Origin of the sequence: Pseudomonas sp. L5B5 (genome assembly GCF_020520285.1) — a bacterium.
In the GTDB taxonomy this organism is placed as follows: domain Bacteria; phylum Pseudomonadota; class Gammaproteobacteria; order Pseudomonadales; family Pseudomonadaceae; genus Aquipseudomonas.
The window spans coordinates 3,967,227-3,990,645 of record NZ_CP084742.1 but is presented as its reverse complement, the minus strand read 5'-3'; the positions used below and the strand labels follow the sequence as shown (position 1 = coordinate 3,990,645).

Below are 23,419 nucleotides of genomic sequence, written 5' to 3'. Positions count from 1 at the left end.
AAATGGAAATTTGTTTTTTTTGGGATGATGAAGATGGTGTTTATGTGCCAAATTGTCGATCAAATGTTCTTAATGAGAATGGGGTGGATTTTTTAGCGTGCCTTTTTACTGATCATGGTGGGCAAAAATATGAAAACTCCATACCATGGTTGGATGAAGGATTATCTAGGATTTTATTGGTTAAAGATGGTGTTTTAAAAAAAACAGATTGGAGTCGTGATAGCTGGGGTGTAGAGCTAAGTCAAAGTTCGGCAAAAATATATTCCTTGTATGATGAGGATTATTTTTCAATTATAAATATTGATGAGTTTGAAAAAGCTTTAACTGGTTGGAGACGTTTTATTCTGAGTGCGTAGATTTTAGATGTCAGATTTGTCTTGAGGCTTAAACTTAAGAATCCTGTTGTAAGCCAGGTGTTTTTTCATGTAAGCGGTGGTGCCGGAGTATTGAATACCCAACTGGGCGAGGGAGTTGCATTAGATGTTTTTAATGAAAATATTCTTCGTGTGGAAACATTGCGTTAAGTGGGGGTGTGATGTTTTTATCTTTGGCTGAGCGTCGTGTGCCCATGAGATTAACTTATCAATTGGCTGAGGAGCTTAGGCGTGACCCAGAGCAGGTTTTTTAGTGCAGTCGTTGACGTTGGATAAAAATAGACCCTTGTTAGAGCTTAAGGGAAGTTTTGGACTTTTTGGCTCTAAGGAATGGTGGGGTAATATTGGTTGTGGCGTTATGCCTGCAAAGAAAATTTCTGGTGTTATAGTTAGGGTCTACTATTCTGGTCAGGATGGTGATATGCCTGATAATACAATGGATGTGATGCTGGATGAAGGTGTTTTGTGCACTGAGGGTATTTATGTTCATGATGAAGAGGATGTCAGTTTTTATCAGGTCGGCTCACGTGTTGAGATTTTTTATGTGCTTGATCCCCTAAAGAATGAAAGTTTATCTCGTGATCAGTCTGGTGCTTCTAAAATAGTTATAGAGGTTGCGGTTTCGGTTGGGAGGGCGAACGTTTAGTCAGTTGAAATCACAGGCAGATATTGATTTCGCCAGTGGAACAATTTTTCTAGTTCGTAGAAAATTATAAAAACTATGTGTAATAGGGAAGGCTCACATGATTAAGATTGTCTGCAAGATTGCCTCTGTTGTTTCTATAGCCCTGCTTTACGGCTGTGCCTCAGCCCCATCAATGGAAAAGATGCAAGCCGAAGTCGCGCAGTACTCACCACCCAAACCTGCCGTTGCTGATAAAGGGTTGGTATACGTCGTTCGCCCCAGCAATGTGGGAATGATGGTGCGTTTCAATGTCTTCCTGGATGACAAGGAAGCCGACTCGGAAATGGGCTACAACCGTGGTAACCAATACATCTATTTTTACGTCACTCCAGGTCAGCACGTGATCAGCTCCAAGGCTGAAAACTGGGCAGACATGTCTGTGACGGTAAAAGCTGGCGAGGTTATCTACCTCAAGCAAGAAGTTGAGGCTGGCGTGATGATGGCTCGCAACAGCTTGAAGGTGTTAAGTGATGTGGAAGGGCGTTATCTGGTCAAGGATGCAAGCCTGGGCACTATTGCCAAAGAGACCAAGTAAGGCTTTGACCGATCGGTATTCGATCTACTGCGAGAGAAAAAGGGCGACTTTCAAGTCGCCCTTTTTGGCTCACTGGAGCACCTGTTCCAGCAACCCTCACGACATTTCCAATTCACCTGCTTGATGATGAAAACAGAAAGCTGGTCAATCCGATTGTTGATGCCTCAGGCAGGAATCCCACCAGTGGCGGCTATGCTGAAGATGGCGCGCCAGGCGGTTTACGCATCAGGGCCCGCCACTGGGTATTCGCGCTCCTGGGGCAGCAGGCGCCGCGCCTCTTCCAGGTCGCCAGCCAGCACCCGCTCATGAATGCGGTGCGCCAGCGGCGTAACATCGCTGATGCGCTGGATCCACTGGTTGACGTACAAGCCCACCGCTTCCTGGCCAAGGCCGATCTGGATGGCCCGGTGTTCCTGGGGCTGCAGGTGCAGGTCGCGTTCCGGGTCCCACTGGATGCGCACCGGCGACTGGTCCTTCAACTGCAACCATTGTTCTTTGCTCAGCCCCTCGTCGGCATGGCTCGGGCAGCTGTGGGCCAGGGCCCATTCGAAGCCTTCGCGGCTGATGTCGATGGCCAGGATGCGGCTCTGCCCAGCGTCTTTGAAGCCCCAGCCGGCGCGATACATCATCCAGAGGAAGGAGGGTTTTATCCAGGTCATGCGCTCCATCTTGAACGGTGGCGAGACGAAGGTGCCATGGGCCAGCGCCGCATCGGCAATGCTCGCGGAATAGGCCTGGTAGACGCGCAGGGTGCTGGCGTCGTAGACCGCCCGGATCTGGCGCAGGGGGATGTTGTCGGCCGTTGCAGGCATGGCATTTCCTTGTGCAAACGGGCGGCGGGGTCGCCGCCCAGGGTCGTTCAGAAGACGGCCTGCCGTTGCAGGCGCAGGGTGGTCACCTCCAGCAGGTCGCGACCATCGCGCAGCAGTATGCTGCACACCAGGGTCAGTATCGACACACGAATACCCCGAGCTGGACGAGGCGTTCTTTCGTCAGGCCGAGCTGCATCTGCCGGGCAAGAAGGCCGTGACCATCCGCCTGGATGCCGATGTGATGGAGTGGTTCAAGAGCCAGGGCGCGGGTTACCAGACGCGCATCAACCAGTTGCTGCGCCAGTACATGCAGGCCCACCGAGGCTGATTCCAGCGAAGGTGGACGGGGCACGGTGGTTTTGGCTGGAAAATTCCGCTTTATTTCCATTTACAACCACCCCTGTACTCAAGCTCAATCTCCAACCGCGCCTTGCGTGAAGGGCGCGTTCATTCAAGCCGGCTATAGTCTGGTGCTCACCCTCGCTTCCCTGCGCAAAAAGGTGCTTTCGTATGTCTCGCTTTGCCTTCCGCAATACTTGGCTGGCCGCTGGTACCGTGCTGCTGTGCCTGCATCTTCCCGTGCAGGCCCAGGAGCGTTTCACCCTGAATGTGCCCGGGGTGTCGGATGACCGGCTGTTCACCACCGGTAATGCCAGTGACGCCAAGGGGTGTGGTGGGCACAACAATTCCCCGGCGCTGAACTGGACTGCGGGCCCTGCCGGGACCTTGAGTTATGCCATCGTCATGCACGACCCGGATGGCGCCAAGGGCCAGGGTGTCGATCACTGGGTGCACTACGGCCTCAAGGCCAGCACCCGGCAACTCCCGGCCGGCGCCGGCACCAAGCCGAACCTGGAAGGCCTGGCCGGTATCAACAGTCGCAACAGCACCACCTACATGGGCCCCTGCCCGCCGGTGGGCGACAGCGCCCATCACTACATCATCCAGATCTTCGCCCTGGACCTGCCGCCCGATGCCTTGCCCGCCGGGCTGACTCGCGCCCAATTGCTGGAAAAGATCAACGGGCATGTGCTGCGTAACAGCAGTGTGGTGCGCCGCTACTCGCGCTGAAGAATTTTTTTCAGGGGGCTTAACCCGAATCGCCAAGGCGTTTCGTCTGAAGGGGGGAATGGATCATTTCTTCCCGAGGTCAGCCCCCATGTCCCTTCCTCTGCATTTCCTTCGCCCGGCCACCCAGGGTTTCGCCATCGCTGGCTTGCTGCTGGCGATTGCCGGTTGCGGCGTGTCGTCCAAGCCCGAGGCCACTGCGGAAGCTGCGGCCCAGGGCGCGCTGCAGGATGCACCTGAAGCCCAGTACGATAGGCCACGTGCCGATACGTCCCTGGCCAAGCGCGGCCTGCGCCCGGTATCGATGATCGCGCCCATGCCGGCGCCGGCGGTGTACCGCGAGTCATTCCAGGCCGCTTACCGTGAGGAGCCTCGCGAGCAGTACCAGGCCCTGCCGGACAACCCGATCCACAGCGTGGCCGAGGCTCCGGTGTCGACCTTCAGCGCTGACGTGGATACCGGCGCCTATGCCAACGTCCGCCGTCTGCTCAACCAGGGCAGCCTGCCGCCCGAAGGCGCGGTGCGCCTGGAAGAACTGGTCAACTATTTCCCCTACGACTACGCCTTGCCCACCGATGGCTCGCCCTTCGGCGTGACCACTGAGCTTGCGCCCACGCCGTGGAACCCCCATACCCGCTTGCTGCGCATCGGTATCAAGGCGTCGGATCGCGCGGTGGCCCAGTTGGCCCCGGCTAACCTGGTGTTCCTGGTGGATGTCTCCGGCTCCATGGACCGCCGCGAAGGCCTGCCCCTGGTCAAGAGCACCCTCAAGCTGCTGGTGGACCAACTGCGCGATCAGGACCGGGTATCGCTGGTGGTCTATGCCGGTGAATCGCGGGTGGTGCTCGAACCCACCTCCGGCCGCGACAAGGCCAAGATCCGCAACGCCATCGACCAACTCACCGCCGGAGGCTCCACTGCTGGCGCCTCGGGCATCCAGATGGCCTACCAGATGGCCCAGCAGGGCTTCATCGACAAGGGCATCAACCGCATCCTGCTGGCCACCGACGGCGACTTCAACGTCGGGATCAGCGATTTCGAGAGCCTCAAGGCCATGGCGGTCGAGAAGCGCAAGAGCGGCGTTTCCCTGACCACCCTGGGTTTTGGCGTGGATAACTACAACGAGCACCTGATGGAGCAGTTGGCCGATGCCGGCGATGGCAACTATGCCTACATCGACAACCTGCGCGAGGCGCGCAAGGTGCTGGTGGACCAGCTCAGCTCGACCCTGGCGGTGGTGGCCAAGGACGTGAAGCTGCAAGTGGAATTCAACCCGACCCAGGTCAGCGAGTATCGCCTGTTGGGCTATGAGAACCGTGCGCTCAAGCGTGAAGACTTTAGCAACGACAAAGTCGATGCCGGTGAAATCGGTGCCGGACATACCGTCACGGCGCTGTATGAAATTGTCCCGGTGGGCGAGAAGGGCTGGCTGGAGCCGCTGCGTTACGGCCAGGCCAAGGCGCCGGCCGCCAGCGCCAAGGCCGACGAGCTGGCCATGCTGCGGGTGCGCTACAAGGCCCCCAAAGGTGGAAACAGCCGGTTGATCGAACGGCCGATCAGCGCCCAGCAACCTGCAGAACTGGCCAAGGCTAGTCCTGACCTGCGCTTTGCCGCTGCGGTGGCGGCGTTCTCCCAGCAGCTCAAGGATGGCCGCTACACCGCGGACTTCAGCCTGGCCGACACCGCCACGTTGGCCCGGGGTGCCCGTGGCGATGATCCTTATGGCCTGCGAGGCGAGTTCGTACAGCTGGTGGAGCTGGCGCAAAGCCTGCAAACTCAAGCCCCCAACGACCGGGCGGCCGATGCGCTGGGCCAGCATGCCGTGCAAAGCCGCCTTGAGTAGAACCATGACGAGCAGTGAACAGGAGTTTCAGCGCCCTATGTCTGCTCCCCATCCGTCCACCGACGCCAGCAGCGATGAAGCGCTGCTGGCGCGTTATCGTGCTGGCGATGGTGCGGCCTTCGAGCTGTTGTACCAGCGCCACCGCCAGGGCCTGTACCGGTTCCTGCTGGGCCTGTCCGGCAAGGCGGAGCTGGCCGAGGAGGTCTACCAGGAAACCTGGCTCAGCCTGATCCGCAGCAGCAGCGGGCCATCGGGTCGGGCCAGTTTCCGCACCTGGCTGTACCAGATTGCGCGCAATCGGCTGATCGACCACTGGCGCAAGCACGGTGTGCGCACTCCACTGCACGACAGCTACGACGAACAACTGCATGCCGAGGTCGACGGCGCCCCCGGGCCCGAGCAGCAATTGAGCCTGTGCCGCGACCGGCAGCGCATCGACGCCGCCCTGCAGGATTTGCCCGAAGACCAGCGCGAAGTGTTCCTGCTGCGCGCCCATGGCGAGCTGGAGTTGCCACAGATCGCCAGCCTGACCCAGGCACCCTTGGAGACGGTGAAAAGCCGTTTTCGTTATGCGCTGAAAAAATTGCGTCGGCTCCTGGCCGAGGAGGTACTCACATGACTGACGCCCGACAGACCCCATCCGCCGAGGAACAGGTGCTGGCCCATGTGCGCGAGCACAGCGCGATAGAGCCGCCGGCCCACCTCGACGCCCTGATCCTGGCCGCCGCTCGCCGCGAGGCTCCCGCACCCCGGCCGGGGTTGTGGCAGCGCTGGCTGCAGGCCTGCCAGCGTCCGCGTTACCAGGTGGCCTTTGCCAGCCTGTTCGGCGTGGCGCTGATCATCGGTATGGTGCAGCGTGCCCCGGAGCCTTACCCGACCCAGGTGTTCGCCCCGGCGCGAGCCCCGGCCCCGGCCCCGGTGCCTGTGGCAGCCAAGGCCAGGCCCCGGGCCATGGAACAGGCCGAGATGGCCCCGGCACCAGCCCCGGCCGAGGCATCCGGTGCCCTGAGCGCTCCCGCCCCGGCGGCGCCCACCAGCAGTTTCGCCATGGCGCCGCACATGGACCGGCTCGAGGAACGACTCGCGCAATCGGACGCTCCCTCCGAGATCCATGCATCGCACCTGGCCAAGCGCATGGCCGCGACGCTCGGGCCGAGCCCCATCGAGCGGCTGGACCCGGTTCTGAAGGAGGTGTTGCGCCTGTGGGACGGAGGCCATCACCGTGCGGCTGCCGAGCTGTTGCTCAAGCTGTATGCCGCCTACCCGGACGAGGACCTGGACAGCCGCTTGCAAGCCTTGCGTCGCCGGTGAGGCGCAGGGCTTGGCTGCGGGGAGGGAAAACGCGCACTATCGAGGTCATTTTCAGAATTCGAGAGGCCGGTCATGGCTCCCCGCATCGACCGCATTGCGGCAATGTTGAACTGCCCGATCAAGGGCGCGGATATCCGCCAGGCCATCAAGGAGAGCCGCAAGGACTTCGGCCTCGAGGAAGCCGAGGACGAGGACGAGGACGTGGACGATGTCGAGGTGCTAGCGCCGCAGGCCCAGGCGGGCCAGCCGGCCAAGGCCGCCGAGGATCAATGAACCCGGCGGCCTGAGCCGTCAGGCGTAGGGCGTGGCGGGCAGGTCGAGGAACTCGGCGCAGGCGCCATCTGCGTTCATGCGCCGGGCCCGTTCTGTCAGCAACCGATGGTGGTTTTCCACTTGCCAGCGATACCAGCTCAGGCGCTGGACGATCCGCCGCTTGCAGGCCTGCGGCAGCTGCCCCAGCAAGTCGGTGCTGTCAGGCGCCAGGCGGGCTCGGGTCGAGTAGTAGCTGAAGAGGTTTTCCCGCAGGCCGAAACAGTCCTCCAGGATCTGCTCGATGCTGTAGGCGTACAGCTCGAAGCTGGCACTGAACTGTTGCTCGCCGTCGGCGTTATCGCGCAGGTAGGTAAAGATTCCCGGCCAGTTGATGCAGTACAGGTGTTCGTCCCAATCGCCGTCCCGGGTCAGGTACTGGCCCTGGCCACGAAAGAACTGGGGGATTTCCTGGCGCGCCAGGGCGATCTCGAAATTGCTGGTCATCTCATCTTCCCTCGACGTCGGCGATGCTGACGGACAATGCCACGCACTCGATCACGCAGTCGAAGCCGATCTTCAGCCGTACGTAGTAACCGGGGTTCAAGCGGGTGAGTTGGGTGCGCATGGGCCCATCGAAGCGTGTGCCGCTCATGGTCAGTTCGCTGATGCCCTGGATATCCAGCATGAAGCGGCAATGGCCCGGCCCTTGCGGGCTGTTCCAGCTGGCGGGCAGGAGCTGGCGGGGCAGCTCCCCGGACAGGGCCAGGTGCAGTCGCTCGCCGTGGAGTTGCGGACCGGGGGTGTCTAGCTCGTAGGGCGTGGCGGCGAGGCCGAACAGCGCTTTCCAGGCCTCGGGGTTGTCGACGCTGAACAACCAGTCGCGGCTGCCGTGATCCCGTTCGGCAATCTCCTGGCATTGCTTGAGCGAGGGCAGGTCCGCACGGACCAGGTCGTCGTGCCACAGCTCGCGGGCAGCGCGCAGCAGCCGCTGGAAAAAGTCGCGGCTATCGATCACTCGCTCCGGCCAACGGCTGGGCCACTGCGGGTCCTCGTAGTCGTCCTCGGGCGGTTCCCAGACCTTGTCGAAGTCGTAGTGCGTATCGGCCACGGCCGCTTGCAGCGCCAGAACCCGTTGCTGTCGATGGCGGAAGTTCTCGCGCAAATCTTCCCGCGCCAGGCAGAAGCGGCGAATCAATTGTTCGCGGTCGTCGGGGTCGTTGGGGTCATAGCGGCTCAGCTCGGCATCCAGCGCCTCGGGCATGCGGTAGCCGGTGAAACAGGCGATCCAGGCCTGCAAGGTTGGCTGGTACGGTTGGTCGAGCAAAGGATGGCGCAGCATCGGGACCTCCTGTCCGGGGGGCGGTGAATGTAGCAAGTTGTCCACAGCCCTGGCAGCCCCGGGCGGCGATGGCCTTGTCGTCCGGTTTGTACCTGGCAACAAAAAAGCCCCGGGCCATGGGCCTGGGGCTTTCTCGTTGAAGCTGGTGCACCCGGCGGGATTCGAACCCACGACCCCTGCCTTCGGAGGGCAGTACTCTATCCAGCTGAGCTACGGATGCAGTGCGGGCGACATCATACCTATGTCCACCCGGGGCGTCCACGCCGGTTTTCATGTGCATGCCGCCGTCCGCTAGCCCCGCAACTAGCGGCTAATGCCGATCAGTCAAGGACTTTGTAGGAGCGAGGCTTGCCCGCGATGCACTTCAGCGCGCGGCGCCTATCCCATAAACAAGCGCTGGCGCTGGCATTAGGGGCTAGCGGTAGTTTTTCCCGCTGAATCGTCCTCGCGCGTCCGCGCAACCTGCAGCCATGTCCGTGCAATCACGGGGCACAGGGAGGTGTGGGGGATGAACTGTTCCATGCAAGAGGATCTGCAAGTCGCGCTGGCAGATCGTCTGTTCGAGTCGAGTTGGCGTGCCGTGCTACCCGGTTTGCAGCGTCGGGCCCGGCAACTGGCGCGAGGCAATGCCGATGGCGCCCAGGAATGGCTGGCGGCGGCGGCGATCAAGGCCTTGCTGTTCTTCCGCCGGTCGCCGGAACGGATTCGCGACCCCCAGGGTTTCCTGTTCCTGGTTCTGGAACATGTCTTTCTCGACAGTTGCCGACGCCGGACCCGCGAGCAGCGACTGTTCGTCGACCTGGCCGATGTCGAGCAGGACCCGATGCAGCAGCTGGAGTCTTCGCAGCTCTCGGTGCTCGAGCATGTGGAATTGCTGGAGGCCCTGGCCCGGCTCAGCCGACGCGTGGCGCAGCTGCCCCTCAAGAAGCGCCGGCTGTTTGAACTAAAGTTCATTGAAGAGCTGTCCTACCCGCACATTGCAGCCGAGCTGGGGATCAACCAGCCCCTGGCACGCAAGCACGTGCAGTTGCTGCGTGAACAGCTGCGCTGAAGCACGACGAAGATTCACACCGGGAGCGCTGGGACGTTTTCCTTCAGTGAGCCTGATTTCGACGCTGTAGCCGGCGCCGCCGCCCTTGCGGTGGGCCATTCCATCTAAGGAGAGATGTATGCCAGATCCCATGGTCAACTCGCAGATCACCGATGCCGTCACCCAGACCAACGTCAAGGTGGTGGCCGAGGCTCCGGCCCAGTCCATCGCCTCGCTGTACCAGGTGGCCAGCCATTCCGCGGGCTTGTCGTTGCAGAACGCGGTCAACAGCCAGCAGGCGCTGAACCAGATCTCCAACGCGGTGGTGTCCAAGGCCGTGGCCCTGATCATGGCCATCGGCGAGTAGGGCTGATCGCCCGGGAGAAGCGTCATGGCGTGGTTCAAGAAGAAAACCCCACCTGCAGCCGAGGCCGCTGCAACCGCAGATGCTGCGGTTGCACAAGAGTCGGGCCCACAACGCAAAGCTGATCCGGAGCCGAAACCTTCCGCCACTTCGTCCAGCACCTCGGTCATGAGCCTGATGAACGAGCAGTTGCTCAAGAAGGCCAACAACCCGGATACCGGCAACACCGGCGCCCTGAACAGCCAGATCGTCCAGGCGGTGCAGTTCACCAATGCCGAGGCGTTCAGCTACGCCCCGGCGCAGATCGCCGTTCCTCCGGACATGATGATCAGCCAGGCCGCCGGCCTGGTGGCGCAATCGGCGGCGGGATATTTCGACGGAGTCAGCAAGCTGGCCCTGGCGGCCCAGGCGGTGCTGATCAAGCAGATGACCGAAAACATCGTCAAAGAGAACGTCAAGGGGGCCGCCGAGGATGCCCTGGGCGTGCTGGCCACCGACCTGATGGTGGGAGCCGCTGCCGCCGTGGCGGCCGCGGCCGGGGCCATGGAGGCCGATGCCGCGAGCGATGCCATCGACAAGATCGACGCCAGCATCGCCAAGTACGCCGACACCCTGGCCAACCGTTCGTCATCCTGAACACCACTTCCCCCGGGGCGCGCAAGGCGCCTGGGGTGCTGTGCCCGGGGCCCGCGAGGGCTCTTTTTCATCCCCGGCGCTGAAGTCCGACCAACCCGATACCCAGTGCTTCAGCGCCATCGATCGACTAGGAGCATGAAATGGCGAATGAAGACCCCAATGCACTGGCAATGATCCAGCGCTTTGCCGAATCCTACCTGAATCGTCCACTGACCCAGGTCGAGCGCCAAGTGCTCGAGGCATTCGTGCAGGACAAACCCCTGGACCTCTCCCAGGGCGCGCAGCAGAGCGTCGAGCAGGCCCGTAAGCGAGCCATGGAGCAGATCCGCTCCGACACCCAGCGCACCCGCAGCATTCTCGACCAGGTGGTCGGCCCGAGGGCCGCCGACAAGGCCGATCCCCAGGCCCGCGAGCTGGTGCTGTCGCAGCTGCTGGCGGCCATCGAGGCCCAGGGCCAGGCGGCGCCACCACCTGCGCCTGCAGGTCCGGCGGACGATCCGGCGCTCAAGGAGATGGTCAGCGCGATGGTGCAGGCCGAGGTCAAGAGCGTGATCGAGACGCAGATGGCCGAACTCTCGCGGCAGGTCGAGCAGGCGCTCAAGCAGCTCAATACCCCCGGCGGCAAGCCAGGCGGGCGTTGACGGCGGATGACCGGTACCCGGCCCCGTTCACAGTCTCCAGGCTGCCACGTTCACTCAATGACACGGAATGCTCCGTGTATCAAACAAAGGAAGTTGAGCCATGCCACTCGTAAATGAACAAATCACCGATGCCGTCACCCAGACCAACGTCAAGGTCGTCGCCGAAGCGCCGGCCATGGCAATGGGCACCATCTACCAATCCATGGCCCAGGCCACCGCGATCCTGTTCCAGAACTCGGTTTCGGCGCAGCAGCAGCAGAACACCCTGGCGCAAGCCGCGACCAACCAGGGCGTGATGCAGATCTACAGCGTCGATACCACCGCTGGCGCCGCAGCGACCGAGAAGGTTGCCCAGGGCGGGGTCGCCGACAACCTCACCAGCCTGCTCACGGTACTCAAGTCCTTCCAAGGCTGAAGGGCTGAAGTGAGCGTCTTTCGTTGAGTTTTCCTGCTAAAAAAATGGAGTTTTTATGAGCACAGTTAGCCCGCAAATCACCGACGCCGTTACCCAGAGCAACGTCAAGGTTGTCGCCGAAGCACCTGCCGTAGCCATGGGGACTGTCTACCAGTCCATGGGCCAGTCCGTGGCCATCCTGTTCCAGAACTCGGTCTCGGCGCAGCAGCAGCAAAACACCCTGGCGCAAGCCGCGACCAACCAGGGCGTGATGCAGATCTACAGCGTCGATACCACCGCCGGTGCAGCCACTACCGAAAAAATTGCCCAGGGCGGTGTGGTCGACAACCTCACCAGCCTGTTGACCGTGCTCAAGTCGCTCAACAGCTGATCGTCCCCCTGGCAACCTGCCAGCGCCCCCGCTGTCTTCCGGCAGCGGGGGCGTTGTCTTTGGGGCGTGACGTTGATCCGAAAGTTTTCGCCTGGGGGACGTTTACGTTCTTTTTTTCGAACGGCCTATTGTCCTTTTACCCCCTTTGCTCCTAGGATTCGTTTGAGATTTCAAACGCTCTTGCCTGGGTGTCCAAGCGCACGTCTATCCTTGTGTGCGACATTTTTCATGCTTATACCCAGTGAACGATTTTCCTGACGGCAGCTTTGCCCCGTCCGTTGCAGGCGCTGCTGCGCTCAACGGCCGACAAGGCGCCTTTTTACAATCACAATTCGCCCCGCGTATGCGCGGTGCTGTTAAGGAAGCCGACATGCAGCTCAAAGACGCCCAGTTGTTCCGCCAACAAGCCTATATCGATGGGGCTTGGGTGGATGCGGACAACGGCCAGACGATCAAGGTCAACAACCCCGCCACCGGTGAAATCCTCGGCACCGTGCCCAAGATGGGCGCCGTCGAGACCCGTCGCGCCATCGAGGCTGCCGACCAGGCCCTGCCGGCCTGGCGTGCCCTGACCGCCAAGGAGCGCGCCACCAAGCTGCGCCGCTGGTATGAGCTGCTGATCGAGAACCAGGACGACCTCGGTCGCCTGATGACCCTGGAGCAAGGCAAGCCACTGGCCGAAGCCAAGGGCGAAATCGTGTACGCCGCCTCCTTCATCGAATGGTTCGCCGAAGAAGCCAAGCGCATCTACGGCGACGTGATCCCCGGCCACCAGCCCGACAAGCGCCTGATCGTGATCAAGCAGCCGATCGGCGTGACCGCGGCCATCACCCCGTGGAACTTCCCTGCCGCCATGATCACCCGCAAGGCCGGCCCGGCCCTGGCCGCCGGTTGCACCATGGTGATCAAGCCCGCTTCGCAGACCCCATTCTCGGCCCTGGCCCTGGTGGAACTGGCGCACCGCGCCGGGATCCCGAAAGGCGTGCTGAGCGTGGTCACCGGCAGCGCTGGCGACATCGGCGGCGAGCTGACCAGCAACCCGACCGTGCGCAAGCTGTCGTTCACCGGCTCCACCGAAATCGGTCGCCAGCTGATGGCCGAATGCGCCAAGGACATCAAGAAAGTCTCCCTGGAGCTGGGCGGCAACGCGCCGTTCATCGTGTTTGACGACGCTGACCTGGATAAGGCCGTCGAAGGCGCGATCATCTCCAAGTACCGCAACAACGGCCAGACCTGCGTCTGCGCCAACCGCCTGTACATCCAGGATTCGGTGTACGACGCCTTCGCCGAGAAGCTGAAAGTGGCCGTGGCCAAGCTGAAGATCGGCAACGGCCTGGAAGAGGGCACCACCACCGGTCCGCTGATCGACGAGAAGGCCGTGGCCAAGGTCCAGGAACACATCAAGGATGCCCTGGACAAGGGCGCCACCCTGCTGGCGGGCGGCAAGCCCATGGAAGGCAACTTCTTCGAGCCGACCATCCTGGTCAACGTGCCCAAGGGCGCGGCCGTGGCCAAGGAAGAAACCTTCGGCCCGCTGGCGCCGCTGTTCCGCTTCAAGGACGAGGCCGAAGTCATCGCCATGTCCAACGACACCGAGTTCGGCCTGGCCTCGTACTTCTATGCCCGCGACCTGGGTCGCGTGTTCCGTGTGGCCGAAGCCCTGGAATACGGCATGGTCGGGGTCAACACCGGCCTGATCTCCAACGAAGTGGCGCCGTTCGGCGGCATCAAGGCCTCGGGCCTGGGTCGCGAAGGTTCCAAGTACGGGATCGAGGATTACCTGGAAATCAAATACCTCTGCCTGGGTATCTGATCCGGTTTCAAGCGCGTGGGGCACGAGAGCGCTGTCCCTGCGCGCAGCTTTAAAACCGCACTATTCAAGGTGGCCTGGGACCACTGCGGCAGTCGATCATCGCATGCTGCCGCCGTCACCTCCCCGCCCCGCAACCCTTGAACCACACCGCGGTCGCCGCGGTGAATGAGGACACTATGAGCAAGACCAACGCATCCCTGATGAAACGCCGTGAAGCCGCCGTACCGCGTGGCGTGGGCCAGATCCACCCGATCTTCGCCGACAGCGCGAAGAACGCCACCGTCACCGACGTTGAAGGCCGCGAGTTCATCGACTTCGCCGGCGGCATCGCGGTACTGAACACCGGTCACGTGCACCCGAAAATCATCGCCGCAGTGACCGAGCAGTTGAACAAGCTGACCCACACCTGCTTCCAGGTCCTGGCCTACGAGCCCTACGTTGAGCTGTGCGAAAAAATCAACGCCAAGGTGCCGGGTGATTTCGCCAAGAAAACCCTGCTGGTGACCACCGGTTCCGAAGCCGTCGAGAACGCCGTGAAGATCGCCCGCGCCAGCACGGGCCGCGCCGGTGTGATTGCCTTCACCGGCGCCTACCACGGCCGCACCATGATGACCCTGGGCCTGACCGGCAAGGTCGTGCCTTACTCGGCCGGCATGGGCCTGATGCCAGGCGGCATCTTCCGCGCGCTGTACCCCAACGAACTGCACGGCGTGAGCATCGACGATTCCATCGCCAGCATCGAGCGCATCTTCAAGAACGACGCCGAGCCTCGTGACATCGCCGCGATCATCATCGAGCCGGTACAGGGCGAAGGTGGTTTCTACGTTGCGCCGAAGGAATTCATGAAGCGCCTGCGTGCCCTGTGCGACCAGCACGGCATCCTGCTGATCGCCGACGAAGTGCAGACCGGCGCCGGCCGTACCGGCACCTTCTTCGCCATGGAGCAGATGGGCGTTGCCGCCGACCTGACCACCTTCGCCAAGTCCATCGCCGGTGGTTTCCCGCTGGCTGGCGTGTGCGGCAAGGCCGAGTACATGGACGCCATTGCCCCAGGTGGCCTGGGCGGCACCTACGCTGGTAGCCCGATCGCCTGCGCCGCGGCCCTGGCCGTGATGGAAGTGTTCGAGGAAGAGCACCTGCTGGACCGCTGCAAGGCCGTCGGCGAGCGCCTGGTGACCGGCCTCAAGGCCATCCAGGCCAAGCACCCGGTGATCGGTGAAGTACGTGCCCTGGGCGCGATGATCGCGGTGGAGCTGTTCGAGAACGGCGACAGCCACAAGCCGAACGCCGCTGCCGTGGCCCAGGTCGTGGCCAAGGCTTGTGACAAGGGCCTGATCCTGCTGTCTTGCGGCACCTACGGCAACGTCCTGCGGGTCCTGGTGCCGCTGACCTCGCCGGATGCGCAGCTGGACAAGGGCCTGGCCATCATCGAAGAGTGCTTCGCTGAACTGGCGTGACCTTGGGGCCTGAAGGCCCGTCGTGCAAAGCCGCTGGCGCCCCCTGGGCCCAGCGGCTTTTTCTTGCCCGGGTTTCAGGCCCCGGCCAGCCAGCCGGCCAGGCGTTGCTGGACCCCGGGATCGAACAGCTGGTGGTGGTCCATCCACTCATCGTTGAACACCGTGTCCAGGTACTTTTCCCCGCCATCGCAGACCAGCGCCACGATCACGCTCTGCGCCGGGCAATCCTGGACCTGGCGCAGCGCATGGTAGATCACCCCGCCTGCGGAGCCGCCCACCAGCAGGCCGTGATGGCGCGCCAGGTAGCGGGCGGTTTCGAAGGCTTCGGCATCGCTGACTTTCAGGCCGCGATCGATCAGCGAGTAATCGATCAATACACCGATCTCGGCGCCTTCCGGCGTACCGGTACCGGATTGCAGATAGGGCCCGCCGGGGCCGCCGAAGATCACCGAGCCCACCGGCTCCACACCCACCACCTGCACCGGCTGGTGGTACGCCTTGAGGGCGCGGGCGGTGCCACACAAGGAGCCACCGGTGCCCACCGCGCCGAACAGGTAGTCCAGGCGCTCGCCAAGGGCCCCGTGCAGCTCCTCGGCCAGGGCTCGGTAGCCGTTGGCGTTGGCCGGGTTGTGGTGCTGCTGGGTCCAGTAAGCGCCCTGTTCCCGGGCGATGCGCTCGGCGGTGGCGTCGCGGTCGGCGGTGGCCAGCCCGCCTTCCGGGCTGCCGACCCGTACCAGCCGGGCCCCGAAGGCTTGCATGCCGCGCAGTTTGTCCGCGCTGGAGTGATGATCGACCACCGCGGTAAAGCGGTAGCCCCGTTCAGCGGCGATCAGTGCCAGGCCCAGGCCGGTATTGCCGGAGGTGGATTCGACGATCTGCCCACCCGGCTGCAGCAGGCCCTGGGCCTCGGCCTCGTCGATCATCTGCCGGGCCATGCGGATTTTTGCGGTGCCGGTGGGGTTGAACTGTTCGAGCTTGAGCAGCACCCGGCTGCCGTTGGCGGTTTCACAGAGCTGGAGCAAAGGAGAGGCGCCGATCAGCTCGGAAACCTGGTGCTTGATGGCGCAATCGGGGTGTCGCGAATGCATTGTGACCTCCAAAGAGTGAACGGCCAGGCAACTGCGCCCGGGCCGCGCAGGCGGATTCAGCGCAGGGCCAGGACGGCGCGTTGCAGTCCGGCGAGCAAGCGTGCGTTGTCGTCAGGTTGGCCCAGGGTCATGCGGATGCAGGTTTCGTAGCCCGGCTCACGCCAGGCCTTGATGATCAGGGCCTGCTCCAGCAGGCGCCGGTTGACCTCCAGGGCATCGACCCCGGTATCGATGAACAGGAAATGGGTGCGCGAAGGGGCGACCTGGAAGCCGGCAGCGCCGAGGGCCTCGATCATCGGCGCCCGCACCTGGGCGGCAAAGGCCCGGCTGCGGGCCACATGCTGCTGGTCGCCGAGGGCTGCCAGTGCCGCCAGTTGGGCCAGCTGGTTGATGTTGTAGGGCGTGCGCACCCGATCCAGGGCGGCCACCAGGCTGGCATCGCTGGCAATCCCGTAGCCCACCCGCAGCCCGGCCAGGCCATAGGCCTTGGAGAACGTGCGCAGGACGATCCAGGGGCGTGACTGGGCGCGCAGCAGGCCCAGCACCTCGGGGAAGTCCGGGTCGGCGCAGGCGTACTCGTAGTAGGCCTCGTCGATCACCAGCAGGGTATCGCCAGAGGCCGCATCGATCAGCCGGGCCAGGGTCTGCTGGTCGAAGATGGTGCCCAGGGGGTTGGACGGGTTGCTGATCAGCAGCATCTTGCTCGGCACGGCCAGGGCACTGCGCCAGGCGCCGAGGTTGCAGGAAAAGTCTGGGTGTGGCGCGACCTTGGTCACCTGCGCCGCCATCATCAGGGGAAAGATCTCGTGCAGGCCGAAGCACGGCGACTGGGTCACCACTCGGTCGCCCGGGTCGAGAAAGGCCAGGCACAGCAGCTCCAGCAGGTTCTCCGAACCATTGCCGATGATCAGCTGGCCGGGGTCGGTATCCAGCCGCTCGCCCAGGGCCCGGCGCAGCGCCAGGCAGGCCGGGTCGGGGTACAGGCCGAGCAGCTCCGGGCGATAGTCGCGCAGCACGGCGAGGGCGGCGGGGGCCACGCCCAGGGGGTTCTCGTTGTTGCTGAGCTTGAGCAGCGGCTGGCCGGCGCAGTGCTGCGCCACCTGCTCCGGGTCCGCGCCGGGATCGTACAGGGGCAAGGCCTGCACGCTGGGGCGCAGCAGCTTGAGGACAGCGGCGGATCGATCGAGGGTCATGTCGGTTCCTTGGCAGCATGCATGCCGCCTGCTTGGGTTTGGCTCGGATGACGCTGGGCCAGGAGGGCCTTGATCTGGCGCTCGAACGACAGCACCAGCAGCAGTGCGGTGACGGCGAGGCCGATGGCCAGGCCGATCCAGATGCCGAAGATGCCGTTGGCGCCGAGTACGCCAAGCCCGTAGGCGGCGGGCAGGCCCACCAGCCAGTAGCCGTACAGGGACAGGCGAAAGGGCCCGGCGGTGTCGCCGAGGCCCCGCAGGATGCCGTTGCCGATGTTCTGCGCGGCGTCGAAGAACTGCAGCAGCGCGGCAATCAGCAAGCCACTGGCTGTCAGGCTCAGCACCTGCTGGTTGGCGGCTTGCTCGGCAGAAATGAACAGCCCCACGATCTGCTGTGCGAACCCCAGGTAGAGCACCGCGAACAGCAACATCAGCGCGGCGCCGGCCACCAGGCCCATGTGCCCCAGCTGGCGGGCGCGGGCGTACTGGCCGGCGCCATGGGCTTCGCTGATGTGGATGGACGCGGCGTGGGAGATCCCGGCCGAGAACATGAACACGATGTAGATGATCTGGTTGAGCACCGTTTGTGCTGCCAGCGCCTCCATGCCCAGGGTGCCGATCAGCAGGGTCAGCACGCTGAAGAAACCGGCCTCCGACGCATAGGTGCCGGCAATCGGCAGGCCGAGCTTCCACACCGCGCCCAGGGTTGCCCAGGAGCAGCGCAGCTGCTTGAGGTCCAGGTACTGCGCGAGCTGGCGGTCCTTGAGCACCACCGCGAGGAACATCAGCAGCGACAGCAGGAACACCAGGCTGCTGGTCAGCGCCACGCCCTTGAAGCCCAGGGCCGGCAGGCCGAGCTTGCCGAAGACCAGCCCGTAGTTCAGGCCGGCGGTGAGCACGATCGACACCAGGGTAATGGCCAGCAGCGGCCCCGGGCGCTTGAGGCCGACGGTGAAGTGCCGCAGGGTCTGGAACCACAGGCAGGGCAGCAGGCCCGGAGCGATGATGGCGAGGAACTGCACCGTATCCCTGGCCACTTGCGGGTCCTGCCCGAGCCAGACCAGGGGCCGCTCCAGAAGCAGCAGCACGGCGATGAACAGCCCGCCACTGAGGGTCGCCCAGAACAGCCCGGCCACCAGCAGTTGGCGGATCTGTCCGTGATCCTGGCGTGCGTTGGCCTGGGCCACCAGGTTGCTGACGCCGGTCACCAGGCCGGTGCCGGTGGTGCGCAACTGGTTGAACAACGCCAGGGCCAGGCCACCGGCGGCGATCTCCCGCGCACCCAGGGTGCCCAGCACCACGATGTCGATGGTGGTCAGGGCGACGTGGGCCAGGTTGGTCAGGATCAGTGGGCAGGCGAGCAGCAGCAGCGGCAGGAACTCCTGGCGCCACGGGGACGGATTGCGCGAGGTCGGGCTCACCATAGCTTGACCCTCTGTCCGCGCCGCCTGGCCAGGGCCAGGTCCGCCAGGTAGCGGCCCAGGGCCACGTCGGTGACCACCATGCCGCTGTTGTAGGCGAACACGATGTCCCGTTCATGGCGGCGTGCCGGGGCGCGGCCGAGGAGGATGTCCGGCAGTTGCGCGTCCATCTCCGGCAGGCTGCCGTCGGCGGCGGCAAGGTCGGCGCTGGTGACGCGCATCTGCGCGCTGTCGGTGGCAATGCGGTAGTCGGCGCCGTGCAGCACATCGGCATCGATGCCATAGCCCACCAGCACCGCCACGGCCCCGGGCTTGAGCCAGGCCCGCCTGACCTGCTGGCGAGCGGTCAGGCCGGCCACGCCGAGGATGATGTCGGCCTGCGCGGCAGCCCGCGGCAAGTCCTCGATCACCTCGACCTCGCGTCCCGGGCAGTGGCGCTGGAGATTCTCGCGCACTGCCCTGAGGCCCTCGGCGTAGTGGCCGTAGACCTGCAGGCGCTGCAGCCCGGGCAGGGCGGCCAGGAGCATCGGCAGGGCAATCTGCCCCTGCACGCCGGTACCGACCACCAGTGCCGTGCGGGCGTCGGGGCAGGCAGCCCGGGCCATCAGCGCCGAGGTTGCACTGGTGCGCATCGGCCCCAGCTGGGCCACGTCCATCAAGGCGATGGGCTGGCCGCTGTGGTCATCGCAGAGAAAGATGAAGGAATGGAAGCGGTAGGCGTCGCGCTGGCGTTGCGGGTCGTGTTCGTACACCACCTTGAAACCCAGGGTCTGGCTGGCGCCATCGCGGCCCACCATCGAGTAGCTGATGGAGCGCTGGTCCGCCGGCTCGACGATGGTTTTCAGCGGGTTCTGCGAATCGCCATTGCGCAGGGCGACATAGGCTTGCTCCACCACCTTGAGCACGTCTTGGTGGCGTACTCCCAGGTCTTCCAGGTCGGCCTGTGCAAGCACCCACAGTTCGCCGGGCGCGGCGTATTGCGTTGAGCGGTTCATCCTGACTCCTTGTTGGCAAACAAAACCTCACGCCAGCCCGTCGAGCTTCCAGCGCAGGGAGGGGCCGTCGAGTTCGATGACGACCTTGTGGGGCAACCGGGCCTCGTGAAACGGCGACTCGTTGGAGTCCATCTGGTAGCCGGCGGTGTTGAGGTAGACCAGCAGGTCGCCGGGGCGCACCGGCTGGTCGAAACGGAGCTTGCGCCAGGTCAGCATGTCGGCCTCCAGGCAGGTCGAGCCGCCGACACAGGCGACGAAGGGCGCGGCCGGGCGGGGCTCGGCGGGAAGCAGCAGGGGCTCGGGCAGGAACTCGCTGTTGAACCACTGCTCGGAGAGGCTGAAGCTGCTGCCCTGCACCGTGACCAGCGCGTAGCCGTCACCCCGGTCCTTGACCCCCTGGACGCGAAAGACGCTGATGCCGGCCTGGTCGAGCAGGGCCCGGCCGGGCTCGATCATCAACTCGATGGCGTGCCGCTCGGCCTTCTGCGCCAGGGTCATGGCCCCGTCCACCGGGGAGCCGAGAATGTCTGCCAGGGCATCGGCAGTGGCGCGCGGTACGCCATAGGGATAGAAGCCGCTGAAGGCGCGACCACCGTGGTAATGGCTGGGGTGATCCTGCTGGAGAAAGCGGGCCCAGGCCTCGGGGCTGACGTACTGCACGGCAAGGCCGCCCCCCAGGTTCAGGCGCCGGCAGTGTTCCAGGCCCGCCGCGCGGGTACTCACGCAGAGGTTGAGCAACTGGCTGGCGGTCTGCGCGCGCTGTGCGCTGGAGTAACCGCCGAGGTGGAAGGAAAACCCCGTCAGGCGCAGCCACCGGGCATGCTCTCGACACAACGCGATGGCCTGCGCGCACTGCTCCGGATCGAGGCCGAAACGGCTCTGCGGCTGGCTTTCGGGGAGACAGCGCAGGAGCAGCCGGGCCTGCTGGTCGCGGCTTTTCGCCAGGTGCAGCAGGCGCTGCAACTCGCTGGGCGAATCGACGGCCAACAGGCACTGGTGGCTCAGGCTCAGCGCCAGCAAACGCTCGCTTTTCTCCGGGCCGGAGACGCCAATGGCGCGGCCCGGTACGCCGCCCCCCAGGGCCTTTTCCAGCTCGCCGACGCTGGCCACATCGACGCCGATGCCCTCTTGGCAGCAGGCCTGGATCAGGCAGTCGGCCTTGTTGGCCTTTTTCGCGAACAGCAGCGAACCCCTGGCTGGTGCCTGTTCGAAGGTGCGCTGGAGCTGGCGGATATTGTCCACGAACACCTGCGGCAGCATCAGGTGCAAGGGTGAGCCCAGGCCCTGTACCAGGCTGTGCAGGGTTGCCGGATGCTGGCGCAGCAGGTCGTCGACGCTGGCGTGCCGCAGGCTGGTCAATGTGCTGGACGGCTGGGGCGCGCTGGCGCGTAAAGGCAGGTGCATGACTGACGTTTTCATCCTTGGCAGAGACGCTGGCGCCGACACCCTGTGCCGACGCCGTGTCAGGTCAGAATTCGAAGCGCGCCGAGAGGAAGACCTCGCGTTCGCGGCCCACTTCCAGGCCACCCTGGTAGTAGGTGCTGGCGTAGTAGTAGGTATTGGTCAGGTTCTTGCCGTGGAGCCGGTAGGTCACGGGTGTGTCGCCCAGCCGGGTGCGGTAGCTGGCACCGGCGTCGAGCAGGGCATAGCCGGGGATGTAGCCGCTGTTCTGGGCATCCACCGGGCGGCTGCCGACCAGGCTCAGGGTGCTGTCCAGGGACAATCCGGGAACGCGTTGCAGCTGGTATTGGGCACCGAAGGAACCCTTCCATTTCGGCACGCCTTCGGTGCGATTGCCGGCGACGCTCAGGTCATCCACGTTTTCCAGGCGGGTCGCCAGGTAGGCCAGGTTGGCCTCCAGGGTCAGCGAGTCGGTGGGCCGGTGGGTGAGGTTCAGCTCGATCCCGCGGTGGCGGTACTGGCCCTTGCTGACGAAGGTGTTGCTGGTGTCCAGGTAGCTGGCGTTGCGGCGGATCTCGAAGAGCGCCAGGCCCAGGCTTGCGCGTGAGTCGAGCTCGGCCTTGAGCCCGACTTCATATTGCTCGGACTCGATGGCATCGGTGGGCTGGTTCTTGTTGGTGGCATTCCAGGGCGCGTAGTCGCCCTTTTCCAGGCCGCGCGAATAGCTGACGTAGGTCATCAGGTTCTCCAGCGGGCGATAGATCAGCGCGCCGCTGGGGACGAACACGTCGTGGCGCTGGGGCAATGCATTGGCCGACAGATGATCGGCGCGGTACCAGATGTAACGCCCGCCGAGCAGCACCTGGAACTGCTCGCTGAGGGACACCAGGTCACTGGCGAAGACCGAGCTTTCCTTGATCCGGGAGACGAACTCGATGTCGTTCTCCGGGCCGAAATGATGCTTGGGCGGTTGCACGGGGTGGCGGATGTTGCCCACCGAAACATCGCTGACCCGGACGCCGGGGTTGGCGCTGTTGATATCGTCCCAGGCCGGGCTGCGGTCCTTGAACTGCTTGTAGCCGGTGCCCAGGAACACGTCGTGGTAGAGGCTGCCGGTGTTGAACTTGCCCGCCAGGTAGGACTGCAGCGACCAGGTGCTGAACACCTCGCCACGGGAAACGTAGAGGTCGGCGGTGCCGATGTCGCCATTGGGCTGGATGTTGAACAGGTCGTTGTAGCCGCCATGGCGCTCGACCCGCGAGTAGTTGGCCTGGGTGATGGAGGTCCAGTTGTCGCTGAGGGTGTATTCGAACTTGGCGTCGAGGTTCTTGCCCTCGGTCTGGTGGCGGAACCAGGAACCGGTGAGCAAGTCTCGGCGATTGATCTTCGGCGGCCTGACGTAGCTGGAGGCATCCAGCGGGTTGGCGCGGTGGCTCTGGTCGGCCCGCAGCAGGGGGTCGGCCACCGTGGATTTCCACGACCAGTCGCCGTTGAGTTGCAGCAGCGCGCGGTCGTTCAAGCGCCAGTCGGTGGCCAGGCCGATGAACTTGCGCTCCATGTCCCGGGCGTGATTGTAGTCGCCGTTCTTTTCGTAGCCGGCATTCAGGCGATAGCCGAACGCGCCGTCGGCGGTGGAGTTGCTGTTGTCGATGGCCACGTAGCGCCCGGTCAGGGACGAGCCCTGGACCGTCAGGTTGAGCAGGGGATCGAGGGTCGGGCGCTTGAGGATGTAGTTGATCGTGCCGCCAGGGGAGTTGACCCCGTACAGGAAGCCCGACGGGCCCTTGAGCACGTCGATGCGCTCGACGTTCTCCAGGGGCACGTCATGGTGCGGAGCCAGCGTCAGGCCATCGCGGCGAATGGTGTTGAAGTTGTCCATGGCAAAGCCGCGCAGGCGGAAGTTGTCGAAGCCGCTGCCAGCGGAGGCACTGAGGATCGAGGGGTCCAGGCTCAGCACATCGACGGCGGTACGCGCGGAGGAGTCGGCGATGGTCTTGGCGTCGTAGCTTTGGATCACCAGGGGGATCTCCATGGCCGTCTTGGCGCCGAAGGCACCGGCATTCACCTCGTAGGCCTCGTTGAGTGGCGGGGCGACGATATGGCTGGTGTCCAGGCTCAGGGACGCGGCCTTGCGCTCTTCGGGCACCTCCTGCGCTTCGACGGCGGGCAGGCTGCAACAGGCCGAAAACACACCGGCCAAGACCGTGCACGCACACCGCGGAGCTGATCCGTACAACTCGTTCATCCTGTCGTCCCTTGTGTAGTCCCTTGACGCAACGGTGCATGAGGCTCGCCGCTGTCCAGCCTGCTGCCTGCCCTGGCTCGCCGAGGAGCCGTGCCGAGGCTGCAGGCCGTGCTGGCGGCCTTTGCAAATGT

At 63.8% G+C, this 23,419-nt stretch carries 25 protein-coding genes, 1 tRNA gene and 1 pseudogene; 17 read left to right on the top strand and 10 right to left on the bottom strand.

The annotated features are described in order from the left end of the window. Positions 1 to 2 precede the first annotated feature (2 nt). The 3 genes from LGQ10_RS18245 to LGQ10_RS18235 all read left to right on the top strand — a co-directional run bounded on the left by LGQ10_RS18245 (position 3) and on the right by LGQ10_RS18235 (position 1,594). A complete protein-coding gene (locus LGQ10_RS18245) occupies positions 3 to 356 on the top strand; it encodes a hypothetical protein (RefSeq protein ID WP_226522797.1) in 354 nt (117 codons plus the stop codon). A gap of 271 nt (positions 357 to 627) precedes the next feature. After that, a complete protein-coding gene (locus LGQ10_RS18240; RefSeq protein ID WP_226522796.1) occupies positions 628 to 1,020 on the top strand; it encodes a hypothetical protein in 393 nt (130 codons plus the stop codon). 181 nt (positions 1,021 to 1,201) lie between these two features. After that, positions 1,202 to 1,594 (top strand): DUF2846 domain-containing protein, encoded by a 393-nt coding sequence (locus tag LGQ10_RS18235; RefSeq protein ID WP_226526155.1) that lies wholly within the window; start codon positions 1,202 to 1,204, stop codon positions 1,592 to 1,594. 218 nt (positions 1,595 to 1,812) lie between these two features. Here LGQ10_RS18235 and LGQ10_RS18230 read toward each other — a convergent pair whose 3' ends face one another. Continuing rightward, complete coding sequence (locus LGQ10_RS18230; RefSeq protein WP_226522795.1) at positions 1,813 to 2,406, bottom strand: DUF4291 domain-containing protein; 594 nt, start codon at positions 2,404 to 2,406, stop codon at positions 1,813 to 1,815. Positions 2,407 to 2,554: 148 nt separating this feature from the next. On the opposite strand from LGQ10_RS18230, the pseudogene LGQ10_RS18225 reads away from it, so the two are divergent. From LGQ10_RS18225 to LGQ10_RS18200, 6 genes and pseudogenes are all read left to right on the top strand, one after another. After that, positions 2,555 to 2,734, top strand: a pseudogene (locus LGQ10_RS18225) (BrnA antitoxin family protein); the annotation flags it as partial. A 182-nt stretch (positions 2,735 to 2,916) separates the two neighbouring features. Then, complete coding sequence (locus LGQ10_RS18220; RefSeq protein WP_226522794.1) at positions 2,917 to 3,477, top strand: YbhB/YbcL family Raf kinase inhibitor-like protein; 561 nt, start codon at positions 2,917 to 2,919, stop codon at positions 3,475 to 3,477. A gap of 88 nt (positions 3,478 to 3,565) precedes the next feature. Then, entirely contained in the window at positions 3,566 to 5,317 is a 1,752-nt protein-coding gene (locus LGQ10_RS18215) for a vWA domain-containing protein (protein ID WP_058435176.1), read from the top strand. Positions 5,318 to 5,354: 37 nt separating this feature from the next. Further along, the gene (locus LGQ10_RS18210; RefSeq protein WP_058435177.1) at positions 5,355 to 5,936 is read left to right on the top strand and encodes an RNA polymerase sigma factor; all 582 of its coding nucleotides are present in this window, start codon (positions 5,355 to 5,357) and stop codon (positions 5,934 to 5,936) included. Further along, on the top strand, positions 5,933 to 6,628 hold the full coding sequence (locus tag LGQ10_RS18205) for a hypothetical protein (protein WP_226522793.1): 696 nt from the start codon (positions 5,933 to 5,935) through the stop codon (positions 6,626 to 6,628). The genes LGQ10_RS18210 and LGQ10_RS18205 overlap by 4 nt, the downstream gene beginning before the upstream one ends. Before the next feature lie 72 nt (positions 6,629 to 6,700). Beyond that, on the top strand, positions 6,701 to 6,901 hold the full coding sequence (locus tag LGQ10_RS18200; protein WP_226522792.1) for a hypothetical protein: 201 nt from the start codon (positions 6,701 to 6,703) through the stop codon (positions 6,899 to 6,901). A gap of 18 nt (positions 6,902 to 6,919) precedes the next feature. On the opposite strand, the gene LGQ10_RS18195 is transcribed toward LGQ10_RS18200, so the two are convergent. From LGQ10_RS18195 to LGQ10_RS18185, 3 genes are all read right to left on the bottom strand, one after another. After that, the gene (locus LGQ10_RS18195) at positions 6,920 to 7,384 is read right to left on the bottom strand and encodes a hypothetical protein (RefSeq protein ID WP_226522791.1); all 465 of its coding nucleotides are present in this window, start codon (positions 7,382 to 7,384) and stop codon (positions 6,920 to 6,922) included. A 1-nt stretch (position 7,385) separates the two neighbouring features. Beyond that, positions 7,386 to 8,219, bottom strand: coding sequence for a hypothetical protein (locus LGQ10_RS18190; protein ID WP_226522790.1), 834 nt, complete (start codon positions 8,217 to 8,219; stop codon positions 7,386 to 7,388). A 143-nt stretch (positions 8,220 to 8,362) separates the two neighbouring features. Next, a tRNA-Arg gene (locus LGQ10_RS18185) sits at positions 8,363 to 8,439 on the bottom strand. A 288-nt stretch (positions 8,440 to 8,727) separates the two neighbouring features. On the opposite strand from LGQ10_RS18185, the gene LGQ10_RS18180 reads away from it, so the two are divergent. The 8 genes from LGQ10_RS18180 to gabT all read left to right on the top strand — a co-directional run bounded on the left by LGQ10_RS18180 (position 8,728) and on the right by gabT (position 14,945). Continuing rightward, a complete protein-coding gene (locus LGQ10_RS18180) occupies positions 8,728 to 9,270 on the top strand; it encodes an RNA polymerase sigma factor (RefSeq protein WP_226522789.1) in 543 nt (180 codons plus the stop codon). 118 nt (positions 9,271 to 9,388) lie between these two features. Continuing rightward, a complete protein-coding gene (locus LGQ10_RS18175) occupies positions 9,389 to 9,616 on the top strand; it encodes a RebB family R body protein (protein ID WP_031321382.1) in 228 nt (75 codons plus the stop codon). Positions 9,617 to 9,640: 24 nt separating this feature from the next. Then, a complete protein-coding gene (locus LGQ10_RS18170) occupies positions 9,641 to 10,249 on the top strand; it encodes a hypothetical protein (protein WP_226522788.1) in 609 nt (202 codons plus the stop codon). A 140-nt stretch (positions 10,250 to 10,389) separates the two neighbouring features. Further along, positions 10,390 to 10,890 (top strand): hypothetical protein, encoded by a 501-nt coding sequence (locus LGQ10_RS18165; protein ID WP_226522787.1) that lies wholly within the window; start codon positions 10,390 to 10,392, stop codon positions 10,888 to 10,890. Positions 10,891 to 10,990: 100 nt separating this feature from the next. Beyond that, entirely contained in the window at positions 10,991 to 11,305 is a 315-nt protein-coding gene (locus LGQ10_RS18160; RefSeq protein WP_058437287.1) for a RebB family R body protein, read from the top strand. Positions 11,306 to 11,360: 55 nt separating this feature from the next. Continuing rightward, positions 11,361 to 11,675 carry a RebB family R body protein gene (locus LGQ10_RS18155; RefSeq protein ID WP_058437286.1) on the top strand — a complete coding sequence of 105 codons (315 nt, stop codon included), beginning with the start codon at positions 11,361 to 11,363 and terminating at the stop codon, positions 11,673 to 11,675. A gap of 370 nt (positions 11,676 to 12,045) precedes the next feature. Beyond that, positions 12,046 to 13,488: an NADP-dependent succinate-semialdehyde dehydrogenase gene (gene gabD, locus LGQ10_RS18150; protein WP_226522786.1), complete on the top strand. Its 1,443-nt coding sequence runs from the start codon at positions 12,046 to 12,048 to the stop codon at positions 13,486 to 13,488. 176 nt (positions 13,489 to 13,664) lie between these two features. Then, on the top strand, positions 13,665 to 14,945 hold the full coding sequence (gabT, locus tag LGQ10_RS18145) for a 4-aminobutyrate--2-oxoglutarate transaminase (protein WP_226522785.1): 1,281 nt from the start codon (positions 13,665 to 13,667) through the stop codon (positions 14,943 to 14,945). Positions 14,946 to 15,019: 74 nt separating this feature from the next. Here gabT and LGQ10_RS18140 read toward each other — a convergent pair whose 3' ends face one another. From LGQ10_RS18140 to LGQ10_RS18115, 6 genes are all read right to left on the bottom strand, one after another. Further along, positions 15,020 to 16,033 carry a PLP-dependent cysteine synthase family protein gene (locus LGQ10_RS18140; RefSeq protein ID WP_226522784.1) on the bottom strand — a complete coding sequence of 338 codons (1,014 nt, stop codon included), beginning with the start codon at positions 16,031 to 16,033 and terminating at the stop codon, positions 15,020 to 15,022. Between the two features lie 56 nt (positions 16,034 to 16,089). Beyond that, a complete protein-coding gene (locus LGQ10_RS18135; protein ID WP_226522783.1) occupies positions 16,090 to 17,226 on the bottom strand; it encodes an aminotransferase class I/II-fold pyridoxal phosphate-dependent enzyme in 1,137 nt (378 codons plus the stop codon). Then, complete coding sequence (locus LGQ10_RS18130) at positions 17,223 to 18,650, bottom strand: MATE family efflux transporter (protein WP_226522782.1); 1,428 nt, start codon at positions 18,648 to 18,650, stop codon at positions 17,223 to 17,225. Before LGQ10_RS18130 ends, LGQ10_RS18135 begins: the two co-directional genes overlap by 4 nt. Continuing rightward, positions 18,644 to 19,642 (bottom strand): hypothetical protein, encoded by a 999-nt coding sequence (locus LGQ10_RS18125; protein WP_226522781.1) that lies wholly within the window; start codon positions 19,640 to 19,642, stop codon positions 18,644 to 18,646. Before LGQ10_RS18125 ends, LGQ10_RS18130 begins: the two co-directional genes overlap by 7 nt. Before the next feature lie 27 nt (positions 19,643 to 19,669). Then, complete coding sequence (locus LGQ10_RS18120) at positions 19,670 to 21,046, bottom strand: alanine racemase (RefSeq protein ID WP_226522780.1); 1,377 nt, start codon at positions 21,044 to 21,046, stop codon at positions 19,670 to 19,672. 64 nt (positions 21,047 to 21,110) lie between these two features. Next, positions 21,111 to 23,288 carry a TonB-dependent receptor gene (locus LGQ10_RS18115; protein WP_226522779.1) on the bottom strand — a complete coding sequence of 726 codons (2,178 nt, stop codon included), beginning with the start codon at positions 23,286 to 23,288 and terminating at the stop codon, positions 21,111 to 21,113. Positions 23,289 to 23,419 lie beyond the last annotated feature (131 nt).

Coding starts and splice junctions, on each gene's coding strand:
- LGQ10_RS18245 (WP_226522797.1), top strand. CDS start 3: ATGGAAATTTGTTTTTTTTGGGATGATGAAGATGGTGTTTATGTGCCA.
- LGQ10_RS18235 (WP_226526155.1), top strand. CDS start 1,202: ATGCAAGCCGAAGTCGCGCAGTACTCACCACCCAAACCTGCCGTTGCT.
- LGQ10_RS18230 (WP_226522795.1), bottom strand. CDS start 2,406: ATGCCTGCAACGGCCGACAACATCCCCCTGCGCCAGATCCGGGCGGTC.
- LGQ10_RS18220 (WP_226522794.1), top strand. CDS start 2,917: ATGTCTCGCTTTGCCTTCCGCAATACTTGGCTGGCCGCTGGTACCGTG.
- LGQ10_RS18215 (WP_058435176.1), top strand. CDS start 3,566: ATGTCCCTTCCTCTGCATTTCCTTCGCCCGGCCACCCAGGGTTTCGCC.
- LGQ10_RS18210 (WP_058435177.1), top strand. CDS start 5,355: ATGTCTGCTCCCCATCCGTCCACCGACGCCAGCAGCGATGAAGCGCTG.
- LGQ10_RS18205 (WP_226522793.1), top strand. CDS start 5,933: ATGACTGACGCCCGACAGACCCCATCCGCCGAGGAACAGGTGCTGGCC.
- LGQ10_RS18200 (WP_226522792.1), top strand. CDS start 6,701: ATGGCTCCCCGCATCGACCGCATTGCGGCAATGTTGAACTGCCCGATC.
- LGQ10_RS18195 (WP_226522791.1), bottom strand. CDS start 7,384: ATGACCAGCAATTTCGAGATCGCCCTGGCGCGCCAGGAAATCCCCCAG.
- LGQ10_RS18190 (WP_226522790.1), bottom strand. CDS start 8,219: ATGCTGCGCCATCCTTTGCTCGACCAACCGTACCAGCCAACCTTGCAG.
- LGQ10_RS18180 (WP_226522789.1), top strand. CDS start 8,728: ATGAACTGTTCCATGCAAGAGGATCTGCAAGTCGCGCTGGCAGATCGT.
- LGQ10_RS18175 (WP_031321382.1), top strand. CDS start 9,389: ATGCCAGATCCCATGGTCAACTCGCAGATCACCGATGCCGTCACCCAG.
- LGQ10_RS18170 (WP_226522788.1), top strand. CDS start 9,641: ATGGCGTGGTTCAAGAAGAAAACCCCACCTGCAGCCGAGGCCGCTGCA.
- LGQ10_RS18165 (WP_226522787.1), top strand. CDS start 10,390: ATGGCGAATGAAGACCCCAATGCACTGGCAATGATCCAGCGCTTTGCC.
- LGQ10_RS18160 (WP_058437287.1), top strand. CDS start 10,991: ATGCCACTCGTAAATGAACAAATCACCGATGCCGTCACCCAGACCAAC.
- LGQ10_RS18155 (WP_058437286.1), top strand. CDS start 11,361: ATGAGCACAGTTAGCCCGCAAATCACCGACGCCGTTACCCAGAGCAAC.
- gabD (WP_226522786.1), top strand. CDS start 12,046: ATGCAGCTCAAAGACGCCCAGTTGTTCCGCCAACAAGCCTATATCGAT.
- gabT (WP_226522785.1), top strand. CDS start 13,665: ATGAGCAAGACCAACGCATCCCTGATGAAACGCCGTGAAGCCGCCGTA.
- LGQ10_RS18140 (WP_226522784.1), bottom strand. CDS start 16,033: ATGCATTCGCGACACCCCGATTGCGCCATCAAGCACCAGGTTTCCGAG.
- LGQ10_RS18135 (WP_226522783.1), bottom strand. CDS start 17,226: ATGACCCTCGATCGATCCGCCGCTGTCCTCAAGCTGCTGCGCCCCAGC.
- LGQ10_RS18130 (WP_226522782.1), bottom strand. CDS start 18,650: ATGGTGAGCCCGACCTCGCGCAATCCGTCCCCGTGGCGCCAGGAGTTC.
- LGQ10_RS18125 (WP_226522781.1), bottom strand. CDS start 19,642: ATGAACCGCTCAACGCAATACGCCGCGCCCGGCGAACTGTGGGTGCTT.
- LGQ10_RS18120 (WP_226522780.1), bottom strand. CDS start 21,046: ATGCACCTGCCTTTACGCGCCAGCGCGCCCCAGCCGTCCAGCACATTG.
- LGQ10_RS18115 (WP_226522779.1), bottom strand. CDS start 23,288: ATGAACGAGTTGTACGGATCAGCTCCGCGGTGTGCGTGCACGGTCTTG.